Genomic DNA, 19,279 nt, shown 5'->3' with positions numbered 1-19,279 from the left:
GGTCACTCCTTCCGTGCGGGCGAGGTGAGGACCGCTTCGTGCAGCCGGTCGGGGTCCAACGGACGTGTGAGCCCGTCGAGTTCGGCCGCGATGACGCCCGTACGCTCGGCCCCCTCCACGGCGAGCAGACCGTCCCTGAGCACATGGGCGGTGAGCGCGTCGAAGGCGGTGCGGTCATGGTCCGCCACCCCCATGCGCACCCGTGTGATGCGCCGTGCGCCGTTGGGGTGGTGCACGGCGGCGGGGCGCTGCGGCGGGTCGTAGGCGGAGACGACGAACGGCAGCCGGGCCGGGCGGGCGGCGAGGAACTGGTAGCGCACGCGGTCGCCGTCCGGCCGGGTGCGGCGGCCCTTCATCACGCGCGAGACGCGGACTTGGCTGGCGCGCAGCGCCGCATGAACGCCGGCCAGTTCCGTGTCGTCGGTCTCCAGCGCCAGGTCCCGCCAGCCCTCGCCCGGGCGGGCCCAGCGCACCAGCCGCTCTCCGGCCGCCACACCGTTGACGGCGCTCATGGGCCACTTCAACAGGCGGAAGGAGGCCGGCAGTTGGAAGAACTCGATGAAGGGCCCCTCCTCGAACCACACCAGCGCGTTGTGGGCGCGTTCGGGTGCGCTCCCCCACTCGACGGTGAAGCCGAGCTCTGTGTAGTCCCGTACGACCGACCGGACGTCGTCGACCTTGCACAGGACGTGGCTGCATCTCAGCACGGTGTTCTCCCCCGACGTGATCAGTTGATACGGGCCGCGAACAGCCGCTGTCCCAGCGGTGCCAGCGGATGGTCCTCGTCCGGCGCGGTGACGACATCTGAGACTCCGGCTCCCGCCAGGACGTCGAGCCACTGCCGACGGGAGAGGAACGTGGTGTCGGACGTCCGTCGGGCGTCTTCGGAGGCGGTCATCATGAACGCCTGGGAGGCGAGGATCTCCAGGTGTTCGCGGGTCGGTTCGGTGATGAACAGCCGGCCGCCCGGGGCGAGCAGTCCGACGAGTGACCGCACTGTCGCGTCGGTGTCGCGCGCGTTGTTCAGGACGCCGGCGGCGATGACGACGTCCGCGCTGCCGGGCTCGAGCCCCTGGGCGGCCGGGTCCTGGTCGATGTCGTACAGGCCGTGGCGGATCCAGCGGTGCTCGGCGTGGCGCTCCTTGGCCGTGGTGACGAAGAAGTGCGAGACGTCGGTGAACAGGTAGTCGACCGGCGGCCTGCCGGGTCCGTTCTCCGTGAGGGCCCGGACGACGGCCTCCGTGGTCGCCGCGGTCCCCGCCCCGACCTCGACGACCCGCAGCGGGCGGGCGGCGTCGCGCACCGCGGCCAGGGAGCGTACGGCACTGGCCACGGCGGTGTTGAGGTAGCGGGCGGTGATGGTGTCCCGGTACACGGCGTCCGCCACCTCGGTGCGGCCCTCGGGGAAGAGCAGCAGCGCCGCCTGCTGCTCGCCGGCCATCAACTGGGGCAACCGCTCGGCGTTGCGCCGCAGGTACGTGACGAACTCGGGTGTGCCGAGGCCGCGTTGCCAGGTTGCGGCGGCCGTGTCCCAGGCCCGGCGCACCGCGGCGGGATCCACGGGCAAGGCACCGCGGAATCCGTCTGCGTCCCGCTCGATCACCTTGCGGTCGGCGAGGATCCGCAGCCAGCGCCGGATCAGCGTGTGATGGGGCGGTGCCACGCGGGCGGAGGCCAGTACCTCTTCGGCGGTCTGTGTACGCCCGGGGTCACTCAGTGCGTCGGAGTGCTGCAGCGCGGCGAGCATCGAGGCGAGCACCGCCTCGTCGAGCTGCCGTACGAAGTCGTCGACCAGGCGGGGATCGACGGTGCCGACGCGGCGGTCGGCCGCGGTCGTGGCGTACCGCACGAGTTCACGCAGGTCGGATCCTGCGCCGGTCAACTCGCCTGTGCGGAGTGGCTGATGGGACTGCCCGGGTCGCAGCGTCGGATAGCCCAGCTCCTTCGTCAGGTCCTGCCACATGCGGCACAGCGTCAGGTGGTACTGGTCGGGTCGCTGAGCATCCGGGTCGCCGAGGATCGCGGCGCGTGCCGCCTTCAGGTCCGCGCCGATGGCGGCCGGCCACTGCTCGCGCAGCAGGTGCCGGTAGTCGGGCGGACCGGCTGCGCCCAGCGGGGACGTGCTCGGCTCCGCCAGGTGCTCGGTGCCGGGAGCGTCGAAGTCGAAGCGGTTCCTGACCGGTTCCGGGATGTGCAGGCGCGGGCTCCACAGCACCGGGCCGTGCGGATCGGTCAGGGTGAGGCTGCCTCCGGGGGTACCGATGGTGACGCGGTGCAGGAGATGCAGGTGGTTGTCGGGGTCGTCGGGGTCGACCTGGTTGTGCACGCGGAGTGTGAGCGGTGCGCCGGCGATCGTACCGGTGAGGACCGCGAAGGGACCGTCGCTGTCGGTAGCAACAGCCTGCACCTGCCAGGGCCGTAGGCCGCCGAGTGCTTCTCCCAGGATGTGCAGCAGGGGGAAGGCGACCTGCGAGGCGCATGCGGCGTCGACGTATGCCACGGGTTGCCGGGCGAGGGCCGTACGGGCGGCCTCGGTGAAGCGCCGGACCTCCGGCAGCCGCACGTACAGATCACTGAGCCTGTACCGCACGCCGTTCCTGCGCGACTCGCGCAGACAGGCGACCAGGTCGTCGTGGTGCACGGGCTGCTCCTGCACGACGTGGACGCCACGCCGCAGCAGCCGCAGCGCCAGGTCGGTGCCGACACCGCCCAGGACTCCGGAGCGGACGACGATGCAGGCGAGGTCCACGTCGTCGGGCAGCTGGTCGACGTCGGTGTACAGCGGTATCCGGTGCCGCGCGGCACACGCCACGGACCGCTCGCTGCCCGCGGCCAGCACACCGACGATCTCGAAGTCGGCGGGCATGCCGGCCAGGGCGGCCAGGTAGAACTGCCCGAACGTGGTCCCGCACACCACTGTCTTCAGCCGCGTGTTCACAGTGCGCCTTCCTCGATCGTGGCGAGTTCCGAGATCGCCGTGTCGTGCACGGTCACGTCACACAGCCCGGGCTCGGCGCGCAGGCGCGCGACGGCGGACCTCGGGTCGAGTGCGGTGTCGGCGCGGTGGGTGCCGTGCGGCACGTCGCCGCGCAGGACCGCCAGTGCGGCCACGGCTGTGACGGCGCCGGTGAGTTGTGAGATGCCCGGCGCCCGCAGGATCGCCGTGCGTGTCAGGGTCCGGCCGGCGCGGGTGCCGTCGAGCTGCGCGAGGAGCGTGACGTACGGGCTGCGGCCGGCGGTGTCCAGCGCGGTGGCCCGGCACAGGGCGGCCACGGCGTCGGCCCTCTCGAGGGAGCGGGCCGCGTCGAGCGCGGCGGCCAGGTGTTCGCCGTCCACCGCCGTGAACCAGTTCCCGTGGGTGAGCGACAGATCGCGGGCCAGCCGCTCCCCTTCCGCATCCAGGTACGGGAGGGTCACCACTTCCCTTGCGAAGTGGGGCAGTTGCTGCCCGTTTAGCCGCTGCAGAGCGCCTCCGCGCCGGGCACCGTCCCGCCAGGCGGCGAGGGGTTCGGTCGTGCCGTCGAGCACCCCGTCGAGGTAGTCGTGCGCGCCGGTCTCGGTGAAGCGGTCCAGCACTCCTGCATACGCGGTGAGTCCGTGCACCGAGTCGAAGTGTTCGGCTGCCAGCCAGCGGGGCAGCATCCCCGAAAGACCGGGCAGCGCCCCGGCGTCGTACAGCGCGGTGCGTTCCCCGACGGCCGTCCGCACGCGGTCCAGTCGCCCGCCGCCTCCGGCGTCGACCATGTCGGCTCCCGCCATCAGCGCGGCGAAAGTGACCCGCTCCGAGGTGCGGTGCGAGGGGCCCGCACAGTGCACGACGAGGTCGCAGCCTCGGACGAACGCGGCGAGCGAGGCCGCGTCGTCGACATCCACGGCGGTCGCCTCCGCCTCCGTACCGGCCAGGTGAGCGGCGACGAACCGCTTGGCCCGTACGTCGTCGCGGCCGCCGATCCGCAGGGGCCCGGCCCCCCACCGGGCCAGCAGCCGCGCCGCATGGCCGCCGACGGCGCCGTACCCGCCGAGTACGCCGATCAAAGCGCGCCCTCCTCGGTCTCCGCGCACTGTGCCAACTCCTGGGCGAGGGCGTGCGCGACCCGCTCCGGTGTCGGCCCCGCGAACAGCCTCCGCAGCGGCAGCTGCACCCCGAACCGCTGCTCAGCCAGCGTCAGGAAGCGGGTCGCGAGGAGACTGTCGCCGCCGAGTACGAAGAAGCTCTGCCGGCGGCCCACCGCCGACACGCCCAGCAGGTCCGCCCACATGGTCGCCACGGCCTGCTCCAGCTCGCCCTGCGGTGGCTCGTGCGGATCCTCGTCCCGCCCCGCCGCGGCGAGCGCGGCGACAGAGGCGCGGTCGACCTTGCCGTTGGCGCCGAGTGGCAGCCACGGCAGCACGGTGATCTGCTCAGGCACCATGTGCGCGGGCAGCCTGGCCGCCGCGTGGTCGCGCAGTGCGGCCGGATCGAGGTCGACGGCGTCCTGGGGCCTGCGGGCCGTCAGCATCTCGACGAAGGAGTCCGCGAGGGGCTGATGCGCAACCCCGTCGAATCCGGCAGCGGCCAGCAGCTCGGCCCAGCGCACCGGAGGCAGAATCGGCGTGCCCGCGGTGCGCCGCTCGCGGTCGAAGTGCGCGTATCCGCCGTCCAGCAGGGCGGCTGTGAGCAGGGCGACCGGTGTGAGTTCGGACCGCTCGACAGCCAGCAGGACGCCACCGCGTCGTGCCAGCAGCCCGGCCAGGGCGGTCCCGTGGGACGGGTCCGGGCTGCGGTGCAGTGCCTGGTCGGCCACGACGACGTCGAAGCGGTGCCGCAGGTCGTCGGGGACGACGATGCCGTGCTGCCGCCGGCAGGTGACCTTGTGCGGCGAGGCCGCGAGTCGGCGCTCGGCCGCCTCGACGAGGGCCGGATCACTGTCGAGCAGCGTGTAGCGCACTTTCTCAGGCGCGATCCTGCCCAGGAGGCGTTCGGCGCCGCTGCCGTCCCCACCTCCGAGTTCCACGACCTCTAGGGGCCCGGCTGCCTCGGTGGCCAACTCGCCGATGCGGCGGGCGAGTTCGCCCATCGCGCGCTCGCTGCCGGGGTCGGCGGCGGCGAGTCGCGCCGGAGCGAGCACGTCGTCCTCGAGCAGCACGGTGGCGGCAAGGCGCCCGGCGAGGATGTCCCGGAAGTCGCCGAGGCGTTCGGTCAGGCGCTGACGCGCGCGGGTGATCAGAACTCCGTAGGCGTCCTGTGCGCCCTCCGCCTCGGCGTCTCCCAGCCGGGGGCCCACGGCGTACGTTCCCCCGTCCTCCACGAGGACCTTGCGTTCGGCGAGCCAGCGCAGCCACAGCCGCAGAACCGGCAGGTGCTCCTCGGCGACCTCCAGACGGGCTGCCCACTGTGCGGGAGCGAGCCCGGAGGGCTGCCCGGCACGTGCGTGCAGGTCCAGAAGGCGAGTCAGGAAGGACTCCGCCGCCGCGCTCTCCACCCGACGGGCACGCTCACGGAACTCCCGTGTCGAGCCCCCCGGTTGCGCTTCGGCCACGCTCCCCTGTGCGGAGCCGGGGGCCGGAACGACCGCGGCGGCCAACCGGCGTGCCGTGCCTTCCCCGGCCACCGTGACGACGGCACGCCCCACGCCGGGCGCGTCCTGCAACGCCGCCTCGACCTCGCCGAGTTCGATGCGGTGACCGCGGATCTTGACCTGGTGGTCGGCGCGGCCGAGGAACTCCAGAGTGCCGTCGGGCCAGTAGCGTCCGAGGTCGCCGGTCCGGTACCAGCGGTCCGCTCCCTCGGCGACGAACTGCCTCGCCGTCAGCTCGGGCGCCCCGCGATAGCCCCGGGCCACTCCCGCGCCACCGATCCACAGCTCGCCGGGGACCCAGTCGGGGCAGTCGCGGCCGTGGGCATCGACGACGCGGAAGCGCTGGCCGCGCAGCGGACGCCCGTACGGGATCGAGTGCCATTGCGGGTCGACCGCCTCGACCTCGCAGGCGTTGGACCAGATCGCGGCCTCCGTCGCACCGCCGAGCGCGACGAACCGGCACCACGGGCTCTGCTCGGCGAGCCGGCCGGGCAGGTCCAGGCCCACCCAGTCACCGGAGACGAGCACGAGCCGCAGCGGGTCGGGCGGCTGAGCGCCCTCGGCGACGGTGAGGAGCATGTCGAGCAGGGCGGGGACGGTGTTCCACAGCGTGACCTGATGGCGGCGCACCAGGTCGAGCCAGCGTCGCGCGTCGCGCCGGTCCTCCTCCTCGACGAGGACGAGCGCGCCCCCGGCCGACAGCGGCCCGAAGATGTCGTACACGGACAGGTCGAAGTCCAGCGCGGACACCGCGAGCACCCGGTCCGACTCCGCGACGCCGTAGCGCTCGTTGATGTCGGTGACGGTATTGGCGGCCGCCTGGTGGGTGATCTCGACGCCCTTGGGGTCGCCGGTGGACCCGGAAGTGAAGATGACGTACGCGAGTGCGTCGCCGGGTACGTCGACAGGTGCGGCGGCCACGTCCGTCGAGGGCGCCGCGTCGACCGGCACCGCCTGGACCCCCTCGGTCGGGGCCGTCTCCGCCTCGCCGACGACCAGGCGTACGCCCGCGAGGCGATGGATGCGCTCGCGCCTCGCCCTCGGCTGGTCGACGCCGACCGGCACGTACGCGGCCCCGGCGGCCAGCACGCCGAGCACGGCCACGATCTGGTCCGGGCCCTTGGGCAGGCAGACGGCGACCGTCTCGCCCCGCCGTACCCCGCGCTCCGCGAGCACGGTCGCCAGTCGCAGGGCTCGGTCGGCGAGTTGGCCGTAGGTCATCCGTTCGGTCCGTTCGCCGTCGTCCCGGACGAGAGCGGTGCGGTGCGGCTGGTCGGCGGCGCGGCGGAAGAAGTCGCGGTGGAGCAGGCCGGGCACGCCGGCGCCGGTCGCGTTGACGGTCGCACGGGTGGCGCGCTGCGGGGCGGGCAGCAGATCGGGGGCGGGTGCGGTCCAGCCGGGGCCCGTGGCCAGCCAGTCCACCAGCCCGAGATAGGCGTCGAACATCGCGTCGACGCAGCCCTCGGGAAAGAGTTCCTCGACGACGTCCCAGTTGAGGCGGACACCGTCGCCGTCCTCGGTGACCTGGTGGTCGAGCCACACCTGCGGGGTCTGCGAGACGCCCCACACCTGCCGGTCGAAGGGCGCGCGCGGAGTCTCGCCGCCCACCCCCAACGCACTGGTGAAGACGACGGGCATGGTCAACTCGGGCTCGCCACTGCGACGGGCCAGTTCACGCAGCACCCAGACGGCGGAGACCTCCCGGTGGTCGAGGGAGCGCCAGAGTTCCTCCTGAACGCGGCGGGCCCGCGCCAGCCAGCTGTCCCCGGCCTGCGGGCGGGACGAGACGAGCATCAGCGAGGTGAAGTCACCGAGGACATGGCCGATGTCGGGATGTACGTCACGGCGGTCGAACAGGGTGAGGTTCAGGGTGAGTTCCGGACGGGCACTCCACCGGCCGAGCACCTCGGCGAAGGCGGTGAGCAGCACACCGGAGGGGGTGAGTCCGTGGTCACGGGCCCTTTCGGCGAGGGCCTGCCAGCGATCCGGTGCGATGCGGGCCTCGCGGCGGGTGAAGTGAGGGCGCTCGACGGTAAACGGGTCCTTGGCCAGCGGCAACGCCGGGGCCTGAGGCAGCTGTGGCAGCAGTTCGGTCCAGTATTCGCGGGCCGAGGCGATGACTTCCGGGTCGGGGGCGGTGGAGCAGACGTAGTCGCGGAACGACACGTCCACGGAGGGGAGTTCGGCGCCGGGATCGGCGTACAGCGCGGCGAGTTCGGCGTAGAAGACGAGGATGCTCAGCGCGTCGAGGACGATGTTGTCGATGCCGATGCCCAGTCGTGTACGACCTCCCGCGCGAACCCCGCGTACGGCGAACAGCGGCCAGACGGCGGGATCGAACACCTGGTGCGAGGCGGTCTCACGCAGTTCGGCGAAGGCGGCCTCGGCATCGGGGCCCGCATCGGTGATCTCGACGGTGAACCGCGGCACCTCGGCCAGGATGCGCTGCTCGCCGTTGACGTCGACGACGGCGCGCAGCATCTCGTGGCGCTCGACGAGCCGGTCGATGGCCGCTTCCAGCCGTCCTGCGTCCAGATCCTCGACGTCGTACTCGCGGTAGAAGTGGCAGCCGATGCCGCCCAGCGTGAAGTCCTCGCCGCGCCCGAGCCAGTAGGCACGCTGCACGTCGGTGAGCGGGAACGGTTCGTGACGGTGCTCGGGGGCGGCGGTCACCGCCCGCTCGGTGCGGCCCGTCCCGTCGGGGCGCAGTCGTGCGGCGAACTCGGCGAGCACGGGGTGGGTGAAGAGGTCGGCGAGGCGTACTTCGCCCCATCCCCCGGTACGCAGCCGTGCGACGAGGCGGGTGGCCAGCAGCGAGTCGCCGCCCAAGGCGAAGAAGTCGTCCTCGCGCCCGATGTCACCGACGCCGAGGATCGCCGACCACGCCTCGGCGATCTGTCGTTCGCGCTCGTCGCGGGGCGGTGTGACGGCCCGGGTGGCCGCGGCGCCGCATTCCGCCACCCGCCGCGCGATCGCCTTCCGGTCGATCTTCCCGTTGGGGGTGAGCGGCAACTCGGCCAGGACGACGACGCGTTCCGGAACCATCGCCGCCGGCAGTCGCTCGGCGGCCCAGGCACGCAACTGCGCGGGATCGGCGACACCGGTGACGGCGGCGCCGAGGCGCCGGTCCTCGCCGACGATGGCCACGGCCTTCTCCACCCCAGGCACCGCGGCCAACGCGGCCTCGATCTCACCGAGTTCGATGCGGTGCCCGCGTACCTTGACCTGATGGTCGGCGCGGCCGAGAAACTCCAGGCCGCCGTCGGGCCAGTAGCGGGCACGGTCACCGGTGCGGTACCAGCGCACCCCGTCCACCTCGGTGAACCTCTCGGCCGTGCGGACCGGATCACCCCGGTAACCGCGCGCCACTCCGGCTCCGCCGATCCACAGCTCGCCGGGCACGAAGTCCGGGCAGTCACGGCCGAGCGGATCGACGACACGGCACCGGACGCCCCGCAGCGGAGTGCCGTACGGCACCGACACCCACTCGGCGGGCACCTCGCCCACCTCGCAGACGGTGGAGTGGATGGCGGTCTCGGTAGTGCCGCCGAGCGCCACGAAGCGGCAGTCCGGCGCGACCGTCCGCACGCGGCCGGGCAGGTCGAGCGGCACCCAGTCGCCGCCGAGCAACGCGAGCCTCACCGTGGGCAGCCCGCTGCTGCCCACCGCTGTGACCAGCATGTCGAGCAGAGCCGGTACGCAGTTGACGACACTCACGCCATGGGTGCGGACCAGATCCGCCCAGACGGTGGCATCCCTGCGAGCGGGTTCCTCGACGCAGACGAGTGCGCCGCCGGCCGCGAGGGTGCCGAAGACGTCGTACACCGACAGGTCGAAGTCCAGCGCGGACAGGGCCAGGGTCCGGTCGGCGGACCCGATGCCGAAACGATCATTCAGGTCCGCGACCGTGTTGACGGCGGCCGCGTGCGTCACCTCGACGCCCTTGGGCTCTCCGGTGGAGCCCGAGGTGTAGATCACGTACGCGAGGTCGGCCGGGCTGCCGGGTACGGGCGCGGGAAGTGGCTCGGTGTCGTCCGGCACCGCGATGTCGTCGAGTACGAGGCGTATGCGGGCCGCGGCGTGGATGCGCTCGCGGCGGGCAGCGGGCTGGTCGATGCCGAGGGGGAGGTAGGCGGCACCCGCGGCCAGGACACCGAGCACGGCGGTGATCTGGTCGGGGCCCTTGGGCAGGGAGACGGCCACCAGATCTCCTGGGCCGACGCCACGGGTCCGCAGGTGACCTGCCAAACCAAGGGCGCGCGAGGAGAGTTCGCCGTAGGTGAGTGACTCACCACTGCCCCACAGCAGCGCGGGCGAGTCGGGATCGATCGCCGCCCGCGCGAAGAAGCCGTCGTGCAGGCGCACGTCGTCCGGCCGCCACTCCGTGTCGTTGACCACGGCCCGCACTCGCGCCTGCTCGTCGGGCAGCATCGACGGCACCGGCTCGGTCCACGCCGCCGGGTCGGCCGGCAGCCGGTCGAGCAGACCGCTGTAGGCGGCGAACATGGCATCCAGAACGCCCGGCGCGAATGCGTCCTCGCGGGCGTCCCAGTTCACGAGCAGCCCGCCGCCCATCTCCGTGACCTGCGCGTCGAGCCAGACCTGCGGCCCCTGCGAGATGATCCAGGACGCCTCGCCGAAGCTGTCCCGCACCTCCTGCGCGAACAGTTCACCCAGGCCCAGAGCGCTGGTGTAGACGACGGGCGCGAGCATGCGTTCGCCGTGCAGCCGGGAGGCGTCGCGCAGCACCTCGACACCCGAGTACCCGGCGTGCGCCACATCCTGGTGAAAGCGCTCCTGCAGGCGGGCGGCGCGTTCGGCGAAGGTTCCGGGGGTCCTTCCGTGCCAGGCCAGCAGTACGGACGAGGTGAAGTCGCCGACGAGTGCGGCCACGTCGTCGTGCAGCGGCTCGCGGTCGAACAGCGGAAGGTTGAGCAGGAAGTCGGGCTCCGCGCTGAACGCCTGCAGCGTCTCGGCGAACACCGCCGCGAGCGCCATGGCGGGGGTCAAACCGTGCCGGCGCGCGGCCTGCTCGAAGCGCCGGGTGCGCTCGGCATCGAGGTGCAGATGACGTCGTACGACGGTGACGGCCTCGGCGTCCCCGGCGGCGACCGGGAGTCGGGGTGCGGCGGGCAGATCCGGCAGCCGTTCCTGCCAGTACGCGCGGTCGGCCTCCAGCGCGGCTTTGCGGGCCGTCGACTCGCGGGCGGCGCGACGTTCGGCGAGGTAGCGGGGGAAGCTGTAGCCGAGCTCGGCCAGGGGTGTCGCGGGGTCGGCGTAGGCGCGGGCGAGGTCGGCGAGCAGCACCCGCAGGCTGAGCGCGTCGGCGGCGACCATGTCGAGGTTGACGTGCAGCCGCGTGCCGCCCGGCCGAAGGGTGTCGGGCAGCAACGACAGTTGCACGTCGAGGACTTCCGCGGCCGTGATGTCCAGGTGGCGGTGCGAGAGGTCGCGGCGCAGGCCGTCGAGGCGTTGCTCGGCGTCCACGGCGGAGAGGTCCCGGAGGTCGTGCACGAGCAGTCCGGGCCAGGGGCTCTCGGGCAGGATGCGCTGGCGCCCGTCGTCGAGGACGCACACGCGTAGCATGCCGTGCCGCGCGAGGACGGCTCGTACCGCGGCCTCCAGACGCGACGGGTCCACGTCCCGGCCGTCGAACTCGTGGTAGAAGTGAGCTGCCACACCGCCGAGTTGCTGCCCGTCCGCCCGCCCCACCCAGTAGGCGTGCTGCATGAGAGCGAGCTCGAAGGGCTCCGCCTCGTCCACGTGAGCCGTCTCGGAAGCCGGGCCCTCGGTACGCCGCTCGGCGACGAGCCGCCGCCAGGCCGCGAGTGTCGGATCGGCGATGAGATCCGCGAATCCGATGTCGAGGCCGGCGCGCCGACATCGCCCGGCCAGTCGCATCATCGCCAGTGAGTCCAGCCCGAGGTTGATGAGGTGGACGTCCTCGTCGATCTCCTCGGACCGCAGTCCCAGAAGTTCGCCGACGGCTCCCGGCAGGTCCATGCCCTCGTCCGTGCGTTCCTGTGCCACCTGAATGCATCCCCCTCGCGTCACGGTCCGTTCCGGCCAAAGCCCAAGCTAATGGAAACGATTTTCATTTACAAGAGCTGGGTTTCTCGCTAACGTCACCTCGCACGGACGACTGGAGAGGAAGGCCATGGCTGAAGCCGAAGCCACCCAACAGGGCGGCGGCGCAACGGAGTTGAAGATCGAGCACCAGGAGGAGACGCCACCGGACGTCCGCAGCGCTCGGCACTGGACGACCGCCGTGACGGCGCTGGCCGCCGCGCTGATGACGCTCGACATCACCGTCGTCAATGTGGCGATGCCCGAGATCGGCGCCGACCTGGGTGCGTCGCTGGACAGCCTCCAGTGGATCGTCAACGCCTACACCCTGAGCTTCGCGGCACTGCTGCTCACGGCGGGATCCGTGTCGGACCTCATCGGCCGCCGGCGCATCTTCCTCGCCGGCGTCGCGGTCTTCACCCTCGCCTCGGCGGCCTGCGCGCTGGCCCCGAACGCCGGCGTGCTGATCGCGGCCCGGGCCGTTCAGGGCGCGGGTGGAGCGATGGTTCTCGGTACGTCGCTCGCCCTGATATCCGGCGTCTTCGAGGGAGCTCCGACGCGGGCGCGTACGACGGCCATCGGCCTGTTCACAGCCGGAGGCGCCGTGTCGGCGGCGCTGGGCCCGCTGGTCGGCGGATCCATCGTGGAGTGGCTGAGCTGGCCCTGGCTCTTCGCCGTCAACGTGCCGCTCGGGCTCCTGATCATCTACGGCACAGTGCGCAAGGTCCCCGAGGACGGCGGCACCGGCGGCTCGCGGCAGATCGACTACGCCGGAGCGATTCTGGCGGTGCTGGCCCTCTTCCTGCTCAACTACGGCCTGCTGGCCGGCTCGGAGGACGGCTGGTCGCAGGCGGACGTGCTGGCCTCGCTGATCACGGGAGCGCTGCTGGCCGCGGCGTTCGTCGCCGTGCAGTGGCGGCTCGGCGAGCGCGCGATGCTGGACCTGCGGCTGTTCGCGATCCCCACCTTCGCCGGTGCGCTGCTGCTCAGCTTCGCCGCCCGGATCTTCAGCTTCGGCATGCTGCCCTTCATCACCCTGTGGCTCGGCGGGATGCTGCACCTCACCCCGATCGAGATCGGCCTGGTGCTGCTCGCCCAGTCGGTCGCGATCATCATCGGCGCACCGCTGAGCGGGCTGCTGACCAAGGTGGTACCGGTGTCGCGCGTGCTGGCCCTCGGTATGGCGGCGGTCGGGACCGGCGTACTGCTGACCGTGGGCATCTCGCCGGACGACGACTGGACGGCGCTGCTTCCCATGCTGGTCCTGATCGGTGTCGGCGCCGGTCTGACGCTGCCGCATCTGCTGTCGCTGGCCGTGAACGTGGTCCCGCCCTCGCGCGCCGGCACCGCCTCGGGCGCGGCCAACAGCTTCTTCCCGCTCGGCACCGCCACCGGCGTGGCCGTCTTCGGCGTCGTCCTGACGAGCAAGGTGAACGACGTCATGTCCGCGGGTGCCCTGGGTGAGCACGCCGTTCCCGACTCGGCCGGCGGGCAGCTGCGCCGCCTGGTCACGGCCGGCCAGTTCGACGCGGTCGCCGCGGCCGTGCCCGGGACGGCCCGCGGCCCGGTGCTCTCCCTGGCCCGCAGCGCCTACACCGAGGCCCTCTCGCAGATCTTCCTGATCGCGGGGATCGCGGCCCTGGTGGCGGCCGCGGCGAGCCTGGTGCTGGTCCGTGACAAGGACACCTACGAGGCCCCCGTCACGCAGGAATGAGCAGGCGTCGGCGTACGGCATCGACCACCGCCCGCGGCCGGTCGGAGAAGTAGAAGTGGCCGCCGGGGAAGGTCAGCAGCTGGAAGGGGCCGGTGGTCCACTTCTCCCAGCCCGCTGCCTCCTCGGCGGTCAGCTCGGTGTCCGCCTCGCCGATCAGCGCGGTCACCGGGCACGGCACGGGACCCTGCGGATCCGCCGCGTACGTCTCGATGAGCCGGTAGTCGCCGCGGACCGCGGGCAGTACCAGTCCGCGTACCTCGGCCATCGCGAGCAGCTCGGGGGAGGTCCCGCCGAGCCGTATCAGCTCGGCGGCCAGGGCGTCGTCGTCCAGGAGGTGCACGGTGCCGCCCTGGTGGTGCTGAGGTGCCTCGCGCGCGGAGACGAAAAGGTGCTCCGGTGCCCGGCGGCGTCCTCTCAGCAGCCGCAGGACGAGCTCGTGCGCGACCGTGGCGCCCATACTGTGCCCGAACACCGCCCACGGCCGGTCGAGCAACGGCTCCACCGCCCGGGCGAGCCCCGCCACCAGCTCAGGCAGCTCCTTCGGCAGCGGTTCGTCCATGCGGTCCTCCCGTCCCGGCGGACAGACCAGCACCGGCTCGACCTCCGGTGGCAGCAGGTCCTTCCAGGAGCGGTACAGCGCGGTCGACCCGCCGGCGTGCGGCAGGCACAGCAACCGCACCGCCGGGTGCCGCTGCGGACGGGGGCGGCGCAGCCATGCGCTTTCGGGACGGTTCACGGACCTGTCCTTTCGTAGGTCGTCGAACTCGGCAGCTCAGGTACGGCGCTGAGCAGTTGGACGGTCACGGGGTCCGAGGGCGCGGCGACGACGCGTTCGACGGGCCCCGCCTCGCGGATCGCGCCATCGGCCAGGACGGCGAGATCCCCGCCCAGCCGTACCGGAACCGTCATGTCGTGCGTGACGACCACCAGCGCGAGCCCGAGGTCCCGTCGCAGCTCGTCGAGGAGCGCCAGCACCGTGGCCGCCGTGGGTGCGTCCAGCGCACTGGTCGCCTCGTCGCAGAGCAGCACCCGCGGTTCGGCTGCCAAAGCCCGGGCCAGTGCGACGCGTTGACGTTGTCCCCCGGAGAGCCGTTCGGGCCGCACGGCGGCGTGGGCCGCGTCCAGGCCGACCCGCTCAAGGAGGCGGTGCACCTCGGCCCGGCGCGCATCTGCGTCGAGTTCCGGCCGGTACAGGTGCAGCGGCCGGGAGACGATCTGCTCCACGGTGTGGCGCGGGTTGAGGGAGTCGTACGGGTCCTGCGGCACGAGTTGGAGCAGGCGCAGGTCGTCGCGGGCCCGGCCGCGCACGCCGTGCTCCACGCTCCGCTCGCCCAGCCGGAGTTCGCCGGCCCAGTCGGGGTGCAGCCCGGCGAGACAGCGCAGCAGCGTCGTCTTGCCACCGCCCGAGGGGCCCACCACCGACAGGCAGCCGCTTTCGGCGACGGCCAGATCGACACCGCTGAGCACCTTCCGTCGGCCGCGGTCGGCGCGCAGGTCGCGTACGGACAAGACGGTCGGGCCCTCCGCTCGACCGCCCACGGGCCGGGGCGCCGCGGCGGCACGTGCGGCGACGACCAGGCGCCGGGCCGGTTCACTCGTCGGCCGCGCCAACACCACCTCCACCGGCCCCTGTTCCACCACTCGGCCACGCTCCAGGACCACCACGTCGTCGGCCACCGCCGCCACATGCGTCAGGTCGTGGGCGATCAGTACGACGGCCGGTCCGCCCTGCTCGCGGATCCGCCCGAGGTCGGCCAGGAGCCCGGCGGCCGTCACCGGATCGAGGGCGCTGCTGGGTTCGTCGAGAACCAGCAGGTCGGGGCTGTGGGCGAGGGCGGCGGCCAGGGCCACGCGTTGCCGCTGCCCGCCGGAGAGCTGGTGCGGGCGGCGGCGCAGGAAGGCGTCGTCGTCCGGGAGCCGGGCGCTGCGCAGAGCCGCCCGCACACGGTCCTGCCGCTCGGCGCGCGGCACGCCGCGGGCCCGCAGGAACTCCCCGATGTGGTCGCCCACCCGCAGGGTCGGCGCCAGCGAGGTGCGCGGGTCCTGGGGAACGTACGCGGCATGCCGGGCACGCAGCTGCCGCAGCTGCCGGGGGCGCAGCCCGAACACGTACGTCCCGGCCAGATGCACCGTGCCGGATGTCGCCGCGAGCCCGGGGCGCAGCTCGCCGAAGGCGGCGAGCGCCAGGGTCGTCTTGCCGGATCCAGAGGAGCCGACCAGGGCGAGGACACGGCCGCGGGGGACGTCGAGATCGATGCTGTCGAGGACACGCACCCCGTCGGCCTCGACGGTGAGGCCTCTGATGCGAAGCGCCGTGTCGCCGGCGTCGACGTCGATGTCCATGGCCGTACGCGTGACGGGACCCGGCCGTTGGACACGAGCCGCCGGAAGCACCGCGTCGACCAGGAGATTGGCGCTCAGCAGCAGCACCAGGATCCCGGTGGCGGGCACGATCACGGCCAGGGGCTGCAGCGCGAGGCCGTCGCGGTTCTCGAGGATCATCAACCCCCAGTCGGCGGCGGGCGGTTGGGCCCCGTAGCCGAGGAACCCGGCGGTGGCGACCGTGAACGCCGCGCCCACGAACCGCACTCCGGCGTCGGCGGCGAGCACCGGCGCCAGGTTGGGCAGCACCTCGCGGGCGAGGACATGGCCGGTGCTCTCACCGCGTGCGACGGCGGCCTCGACGTAGTCGTGCTGGAGGGCCTGGAGCGTCGCCGCCCGCACCACCCGCACGATCTCGGGGAAGAGGACGACGGCGGTGGCGACCGCCACGCCGCCGGTGCCCCGCCCCACGGCCACCACGACCACGCTGAGCAGCAGGAAGGAAGGCAGGCTCAGCAACACGTCCACCAGGCGCAGCACGCCGGCGTCCACGAGCCCGCCCCGCAGCGCCGCGACCATGCCCAGACCGGCTCCCAGGACATACGCGACAGCCAGGGCGCCCACAGCGAGCAGCACCAGCGCGCGCCCGCCCGTCAGGAAGCGGCTGAGCACGTCGGAGCCGAGGTGATCGGTCCCCAGGGGTGCGTGCCCGCTGCGCGGCGCGTACGGCATGTCCAGGACGGCGCCCGGCGTGTGGGGGGCGAGCCAGGGCCCGATGAGCGCCAGCAGCACGACGGTGGCCAGGACCACGCCCGCCACCACCGCGCCCGTCCGGCGGGAAATCCGGGCGGCCGCCCTGCGGCGCACCAGACGGTTCAACTCGGCCTCCTCGTCGCCGGGTTGAGGGCGGCAGCGACAGCGTCCGCCAGCAGGTTCAAAGTCACGGTCACGGCGGCCACGAGCATGCTGACGCCGAGGACGACGGGGGCGTCCCGGGATGCTGTGGCGTTCACCAGAGCTGCGGCGAGCCCCGGATATCCGAAGAGGGTCTCGGCGACGAGCGTCCCGCCGAGCAGGTACGCCAGATAGCGGGCGAGCACCGGGACGGCCGGGACGACCGCCGCCGGCAGCACCCACCGCAGCACCACACGGTGTTCGGGCACCCCGCCGAGCCGGGCCGCCCGCACCGCGTCCGAGCCCACCGCCTCCGTCACCCCGGCCCGGATCAGGCGTACGTTCTGGGCCAGGCAGACCGACAGCAGTGTGAGCACGGGCAGCACCAGGATCTGCGGCTGGGACAACGGCCCCTCGCCGGCAGGAGGCAAGGACACTGCGGGCAGCCACCCGGTCCCGACGGCGAAGATCTGGATGAGCACGGTCCCGATGACGAACTCGGGCAGGCTGACCAGCGCCAGCGTGGCCGTGGACACCACCCGGTCCGCGGACCGCCCGGCACGCAACCCCGCCCACAGCCCCAGCCCCACGGCCGACGGCACCAGCAGGGCCGCCGCCACCGCGCCCAGCACCAGGGAGTTCCCCGCCCGTTCGGCGATCAGCCCGGAGACGGTCTCGCCGGTGGCGTACGAGCGGCCGAGGTCACCGTGGAGCGCGCCCCACAGCCAGCTGCCGTAACGCTCCCAGGCAGGCCGGTCCAGGCCCAGGCTGTGCCGCAGTCCGGCGATCTGCTGCGGACTGGCGCCCTGCCCGGCGAGCCGGGCCGCGGCCGCGTCGCCCGGCGCGAGCAGCGTCGCACCGAAGACCAGCACGGAGGCCGCGAGCAGGGTGACGGCCGCGATGCCCGCCCGCCGCAGCCACCACGCGACGCCCGGTGTGCCGGTCACGAGGCGAGGTAGGCGTCACGCAGCGACGGATAGTCGAAGAAGCCGTACGCCTGCACCCCGCGCACGGCCGGCGTCGCGCCCGCCACCGTGGGGACCCGCACGAACACCGCGTCGCCGCCGTGCTTGTACAGGTACTGCTGAACGTCGTGCACGGCGCGGGTGCGCCTGTCCTCGCCGACTGCGGCGTGCATGGCGCTCATCAGCCCGTTCAGGGTGTCGCCGGACGGGCCGGTGAAGGGGTAGGACGCCTGCGGCCCGTAGTACAGACTCAGGGCGAGCGGCAGCGGAAGCGGGTGGTAGAAGCTGGTCTTCAGCGGCGCACCCAGCAGGGATTTCATGTCGGTGTAGAAGTCGGCGGCCGGCACCTTGTCCACGGCGACCTTCAGCCCAGCCGCCCGCCCCTGCTCGACGAAGGCGGTGGCGGCCTCCAGCGGTCCGTACTCGTAGTTGCTGGTCCGGATGGACAGTTTCGTGCCCTTGAGACTCCCGGAGGACATCAGCCGACGCGCGCGGTCGGGGTCGTGTTCGACGCGCGGCAAGGAGCTGTCGTACCACGCCTGATGACGGCCCATCGCGTCGTCGGCGACCTCACCCTTGCCCAGGGTGACGGTGCGGACCATGGCCTCGCGGTCGATCGCGTACCTGACCGCCTGGACGGCCTCGGCCCGGGTGAAGGGGTCCGTGGAGAGGTTCATGGAGAAGGCCAGTTCGCCCCAGAGCTCGCGCGGAGCGGTGGTGATGCGCAGGCGGGAGTTGTTCGCCTCGGCCCGGGTGGTGGGCAGGGACAGGGCGCCCGCGTAGTCGAACTGCCCGGCCTTGAGCCCGTTCAGGCGCGCCTCGGCCTCGGTGACGGACAGCAGCTCGATCTCGTCGAGATATGGTCCGCCGCTCCCCCAGTAGTCCTTGCGGGCCGTGAGCAGACTGCTCTTGCCCCGGGACCATGTCTTGAGCACGAAGGGCCCGGAGCCCGGCGCCTTCGCGAAGTCCTTCGTACCGTCCGGGAACACGAACATCGACTGGGCGAGCGCGAGGTCGAAGAAGCCGTCCGCGCCCTTCAGGTGCAGTTCGACCGTGCGCTTGTCGCGGGCCTTGGACGCCTTGGTGTCGAGTCCGGCCAGGAAGGCGCTCTGGGTGGTGGGCTGCGTGGCGAAGGTCCGCAGGGTGAACAGCACGTCGTCGGCGGTGAGGGCCTTGCCGTCGCTGAAGGTGATGCCGTCCCGGACGCGCACCGTCCACACCGTCGCGTCGTCGTTGGGCTCGACGGACTCGGCGACCCGCCACACCGGCTTGCTGTTCTCGATCTCGCCGATCGTGTCCCAGACGATCCGCGCCCGCACGTAGTCGACGGGCGTCGAGGTCGCCTGGAGGACGCTCGCCGATTCCGCGCTGGACCCGGTGAAGGCCGCCCGCAGCCGCCCGCCGCGCCGGGGCTTTCCGTCGTCCGCCGCCGGCGTCGCGCCACCGCCCTCACCACCACAGGCGGTCACCAGACCCGCGGCCGCGACCGCTGCGGCGGAACCGCCAACCCCCCGTAGCACTGTCCTGCGCGCAATGTGCCGTTCCCCCACCGTCGTTCCCTTTCCTCGAACCGGACAGCCAGTGCGTCAAGCCGTCGAGCGCAAGCTAACAGGAAACGAAAACGGTTTTCAATAAGTACTACGAGGTCGGCTCCTCGCGTTTCGAGCCCGCTCCGAGAACGGGGCCGCCTCAGTCGCGAAGCGCCCGGTCCGAAATTCGGCGACATATGACCGATCGCTCATATGGTGATGGATTTCATT

General features: G+C 72.5%; 9 protein-coding genes. 1 reads left to right on the top strand and 8 read right to left on the bottom strand.

The features are described from left to right. Positions 1–2: 2 nt before the first annotated feature. From ACZ3TS_RS05100 to ACZ3TS_RS05085, 4 genes are read right to left on the bottom strand one after another with little or no spacing between them, the layout of a single operon-like run. Positions 3–707, bottom strand: coding sequence for a VOC family protein (locus tag ACZ3TS_RS05100; protein ID WP_467613719.1), 705 nt, complete (start codon positions 705–707; stop codon positions 3–5). A gap of 20 nt (positions 708–727) precedes the next feature. Further along, the gene (locus tag ACZ3TS_RS05095; RefSeq protein ID WP_467613717.1) at positions 728–2,938 is read right to left on the bottom strand and encodes a Gfo/Idh/MocA family oxidoreductase; all 2,211 of its coding nucleotides are present in this window, start codon (positions 2,936–2,938) and stop codon (positions 728–730) included. Further along, positions 2,935–4,035, bottom strand: a complete 1,101-nt coding sequence (locus tag ACZ3TS_RS05090; protein WP_467613715.1) for a saccharopine dehydrogenase NADP-binding domain-containing protein — start codon at positions 4,033–4,035, stop codon at positions 2,935–2,937. Before ACZ3TS_RS05090 ends, ACZ3TS_RS05095 begins: the two co-directional genes overlap by 4 nt. Then, positions 4,032–11,561 (bottom strand): amino acid adenylation domain-containing protein, encoded by a 7,530-nt coding sequence (locus ACZ3TS_RS05085; RefSeq protein ID WP_467614105.1) that lies wholly within the window; start codon positions 11,559–11,561, stop codon positions 4,032–4,034. The genes ACZ3TS_RS05090 and ACZ3TS_RS05085 overlap by 4 nt, the downstream gene beginning before the upstream one ends. 154 nt (positions 11,562–11,715) lie before the next feature. Here ACZ3TS_RS05085 and ACZ3TS_RS05080 point away from each other — a divergent pair, with 154 nt between their 5' ends. Further along, positions 11,716–13,338 (top strand): MFS transporter, encoded by a 1,623-nt coding sequence (locus ACZ3TS_RS05080; RefSeq protein ID WP_467613714.1) that lies wholly within the window; start codon positions 11,716–11,718, stop codon positions 13,336–13,338. On the opposite strand, the gene ACZ3TS_RS05075 is transcribed toward ACZ3TS_RS05080, so the two are convergent. From ACZ3TS_RS05075 to ACZ3TS_RS05060, 4 genes are read right to left on the bottom strand one after another with little or no spacing between them, the layout of a single operon-like run. Continuing rightward, positions 13,325–14,074 (bottom strand): thioesterase II family protein, encoded by a 750-nt coding sequence (locus ACZ3TS_RS05075; RefSeq protein WP_467613712.1) that lies wholly within the window; start codon positions 14,072–14,074, stop codon positions 13,325–13,327. The genes ACZ3TS_RS05080 and ACZ3TS_RS05075 overlap by 14 nt on opposite strands. After that, positions 14,071–16,539, bottom strand: coding sequence for an ABC transporter ATP-binding protein/permease (locus ACZ3TS_RS05070; protein WP_467613711.1), 2,469 nt, complete (start codon positions 16,537–16,539; stop codon positions 14,071–14,073). Before ACZ3TS_RS05070 ends, ACZ3TS_RS05075 begins: the two co-directional genes overlap by 4 nt. After that, complete coding sequence (locus ACZ3TS_RS05065; protein ID WP_467613709.1) at positions 16,536–17,501, bottom strand: ABC transporter permease; 966 nt, start codon at positions 17,499–17,501, stop codon at positions 16,536–16,538. The genes ACZ3TS_RS05070 and ACZ3TS_RS05065 overlap by 4 nt, the downstream gene beginning before the upstream one ends. Next, positions 17,498–19,069, bottom strand: coding sequence for an ABC transporter substrate-binding protein (locus ACZ3TS_RS05060; RefSeq protein WP_467613708.1), 1,572 nt, complete (start codon positions 19,067–19,069; stop codon positions 17,498–17,500). Before ACZ3TS_RS05060 ends, ACZ3TS_RS05065 begins: the two co-directional genes overlap by 4 nt. Positions 19,070–19,279: the final 210 nt, after the last annotated feature.

Source organism: Streptomyces sp. NPDC022910 (assembly GCF_055561075.1).
This window is presented reverse-complemented; position numbering and strand designations above follow the sequence as displayed.

Bases quoted from the DNA above. Each gene is read 5' to 3' on its own strand.
- ACZ3TS_RS05085 (WP_467614105.1), bottom strand. From the start codon at position 11,561: ATGGACCTGCCGGGAGCCGTCGGCGAACTTCTGGGACTGCGGTCCGAG.
- ACZ3TS_RS05080 (WP_467613714.1), top strand. From the start codon at position 11,716: ATGGCTGAAGCCGAAGCCACCCAACAGGGCGGCGGCGCAACGGAGTTG.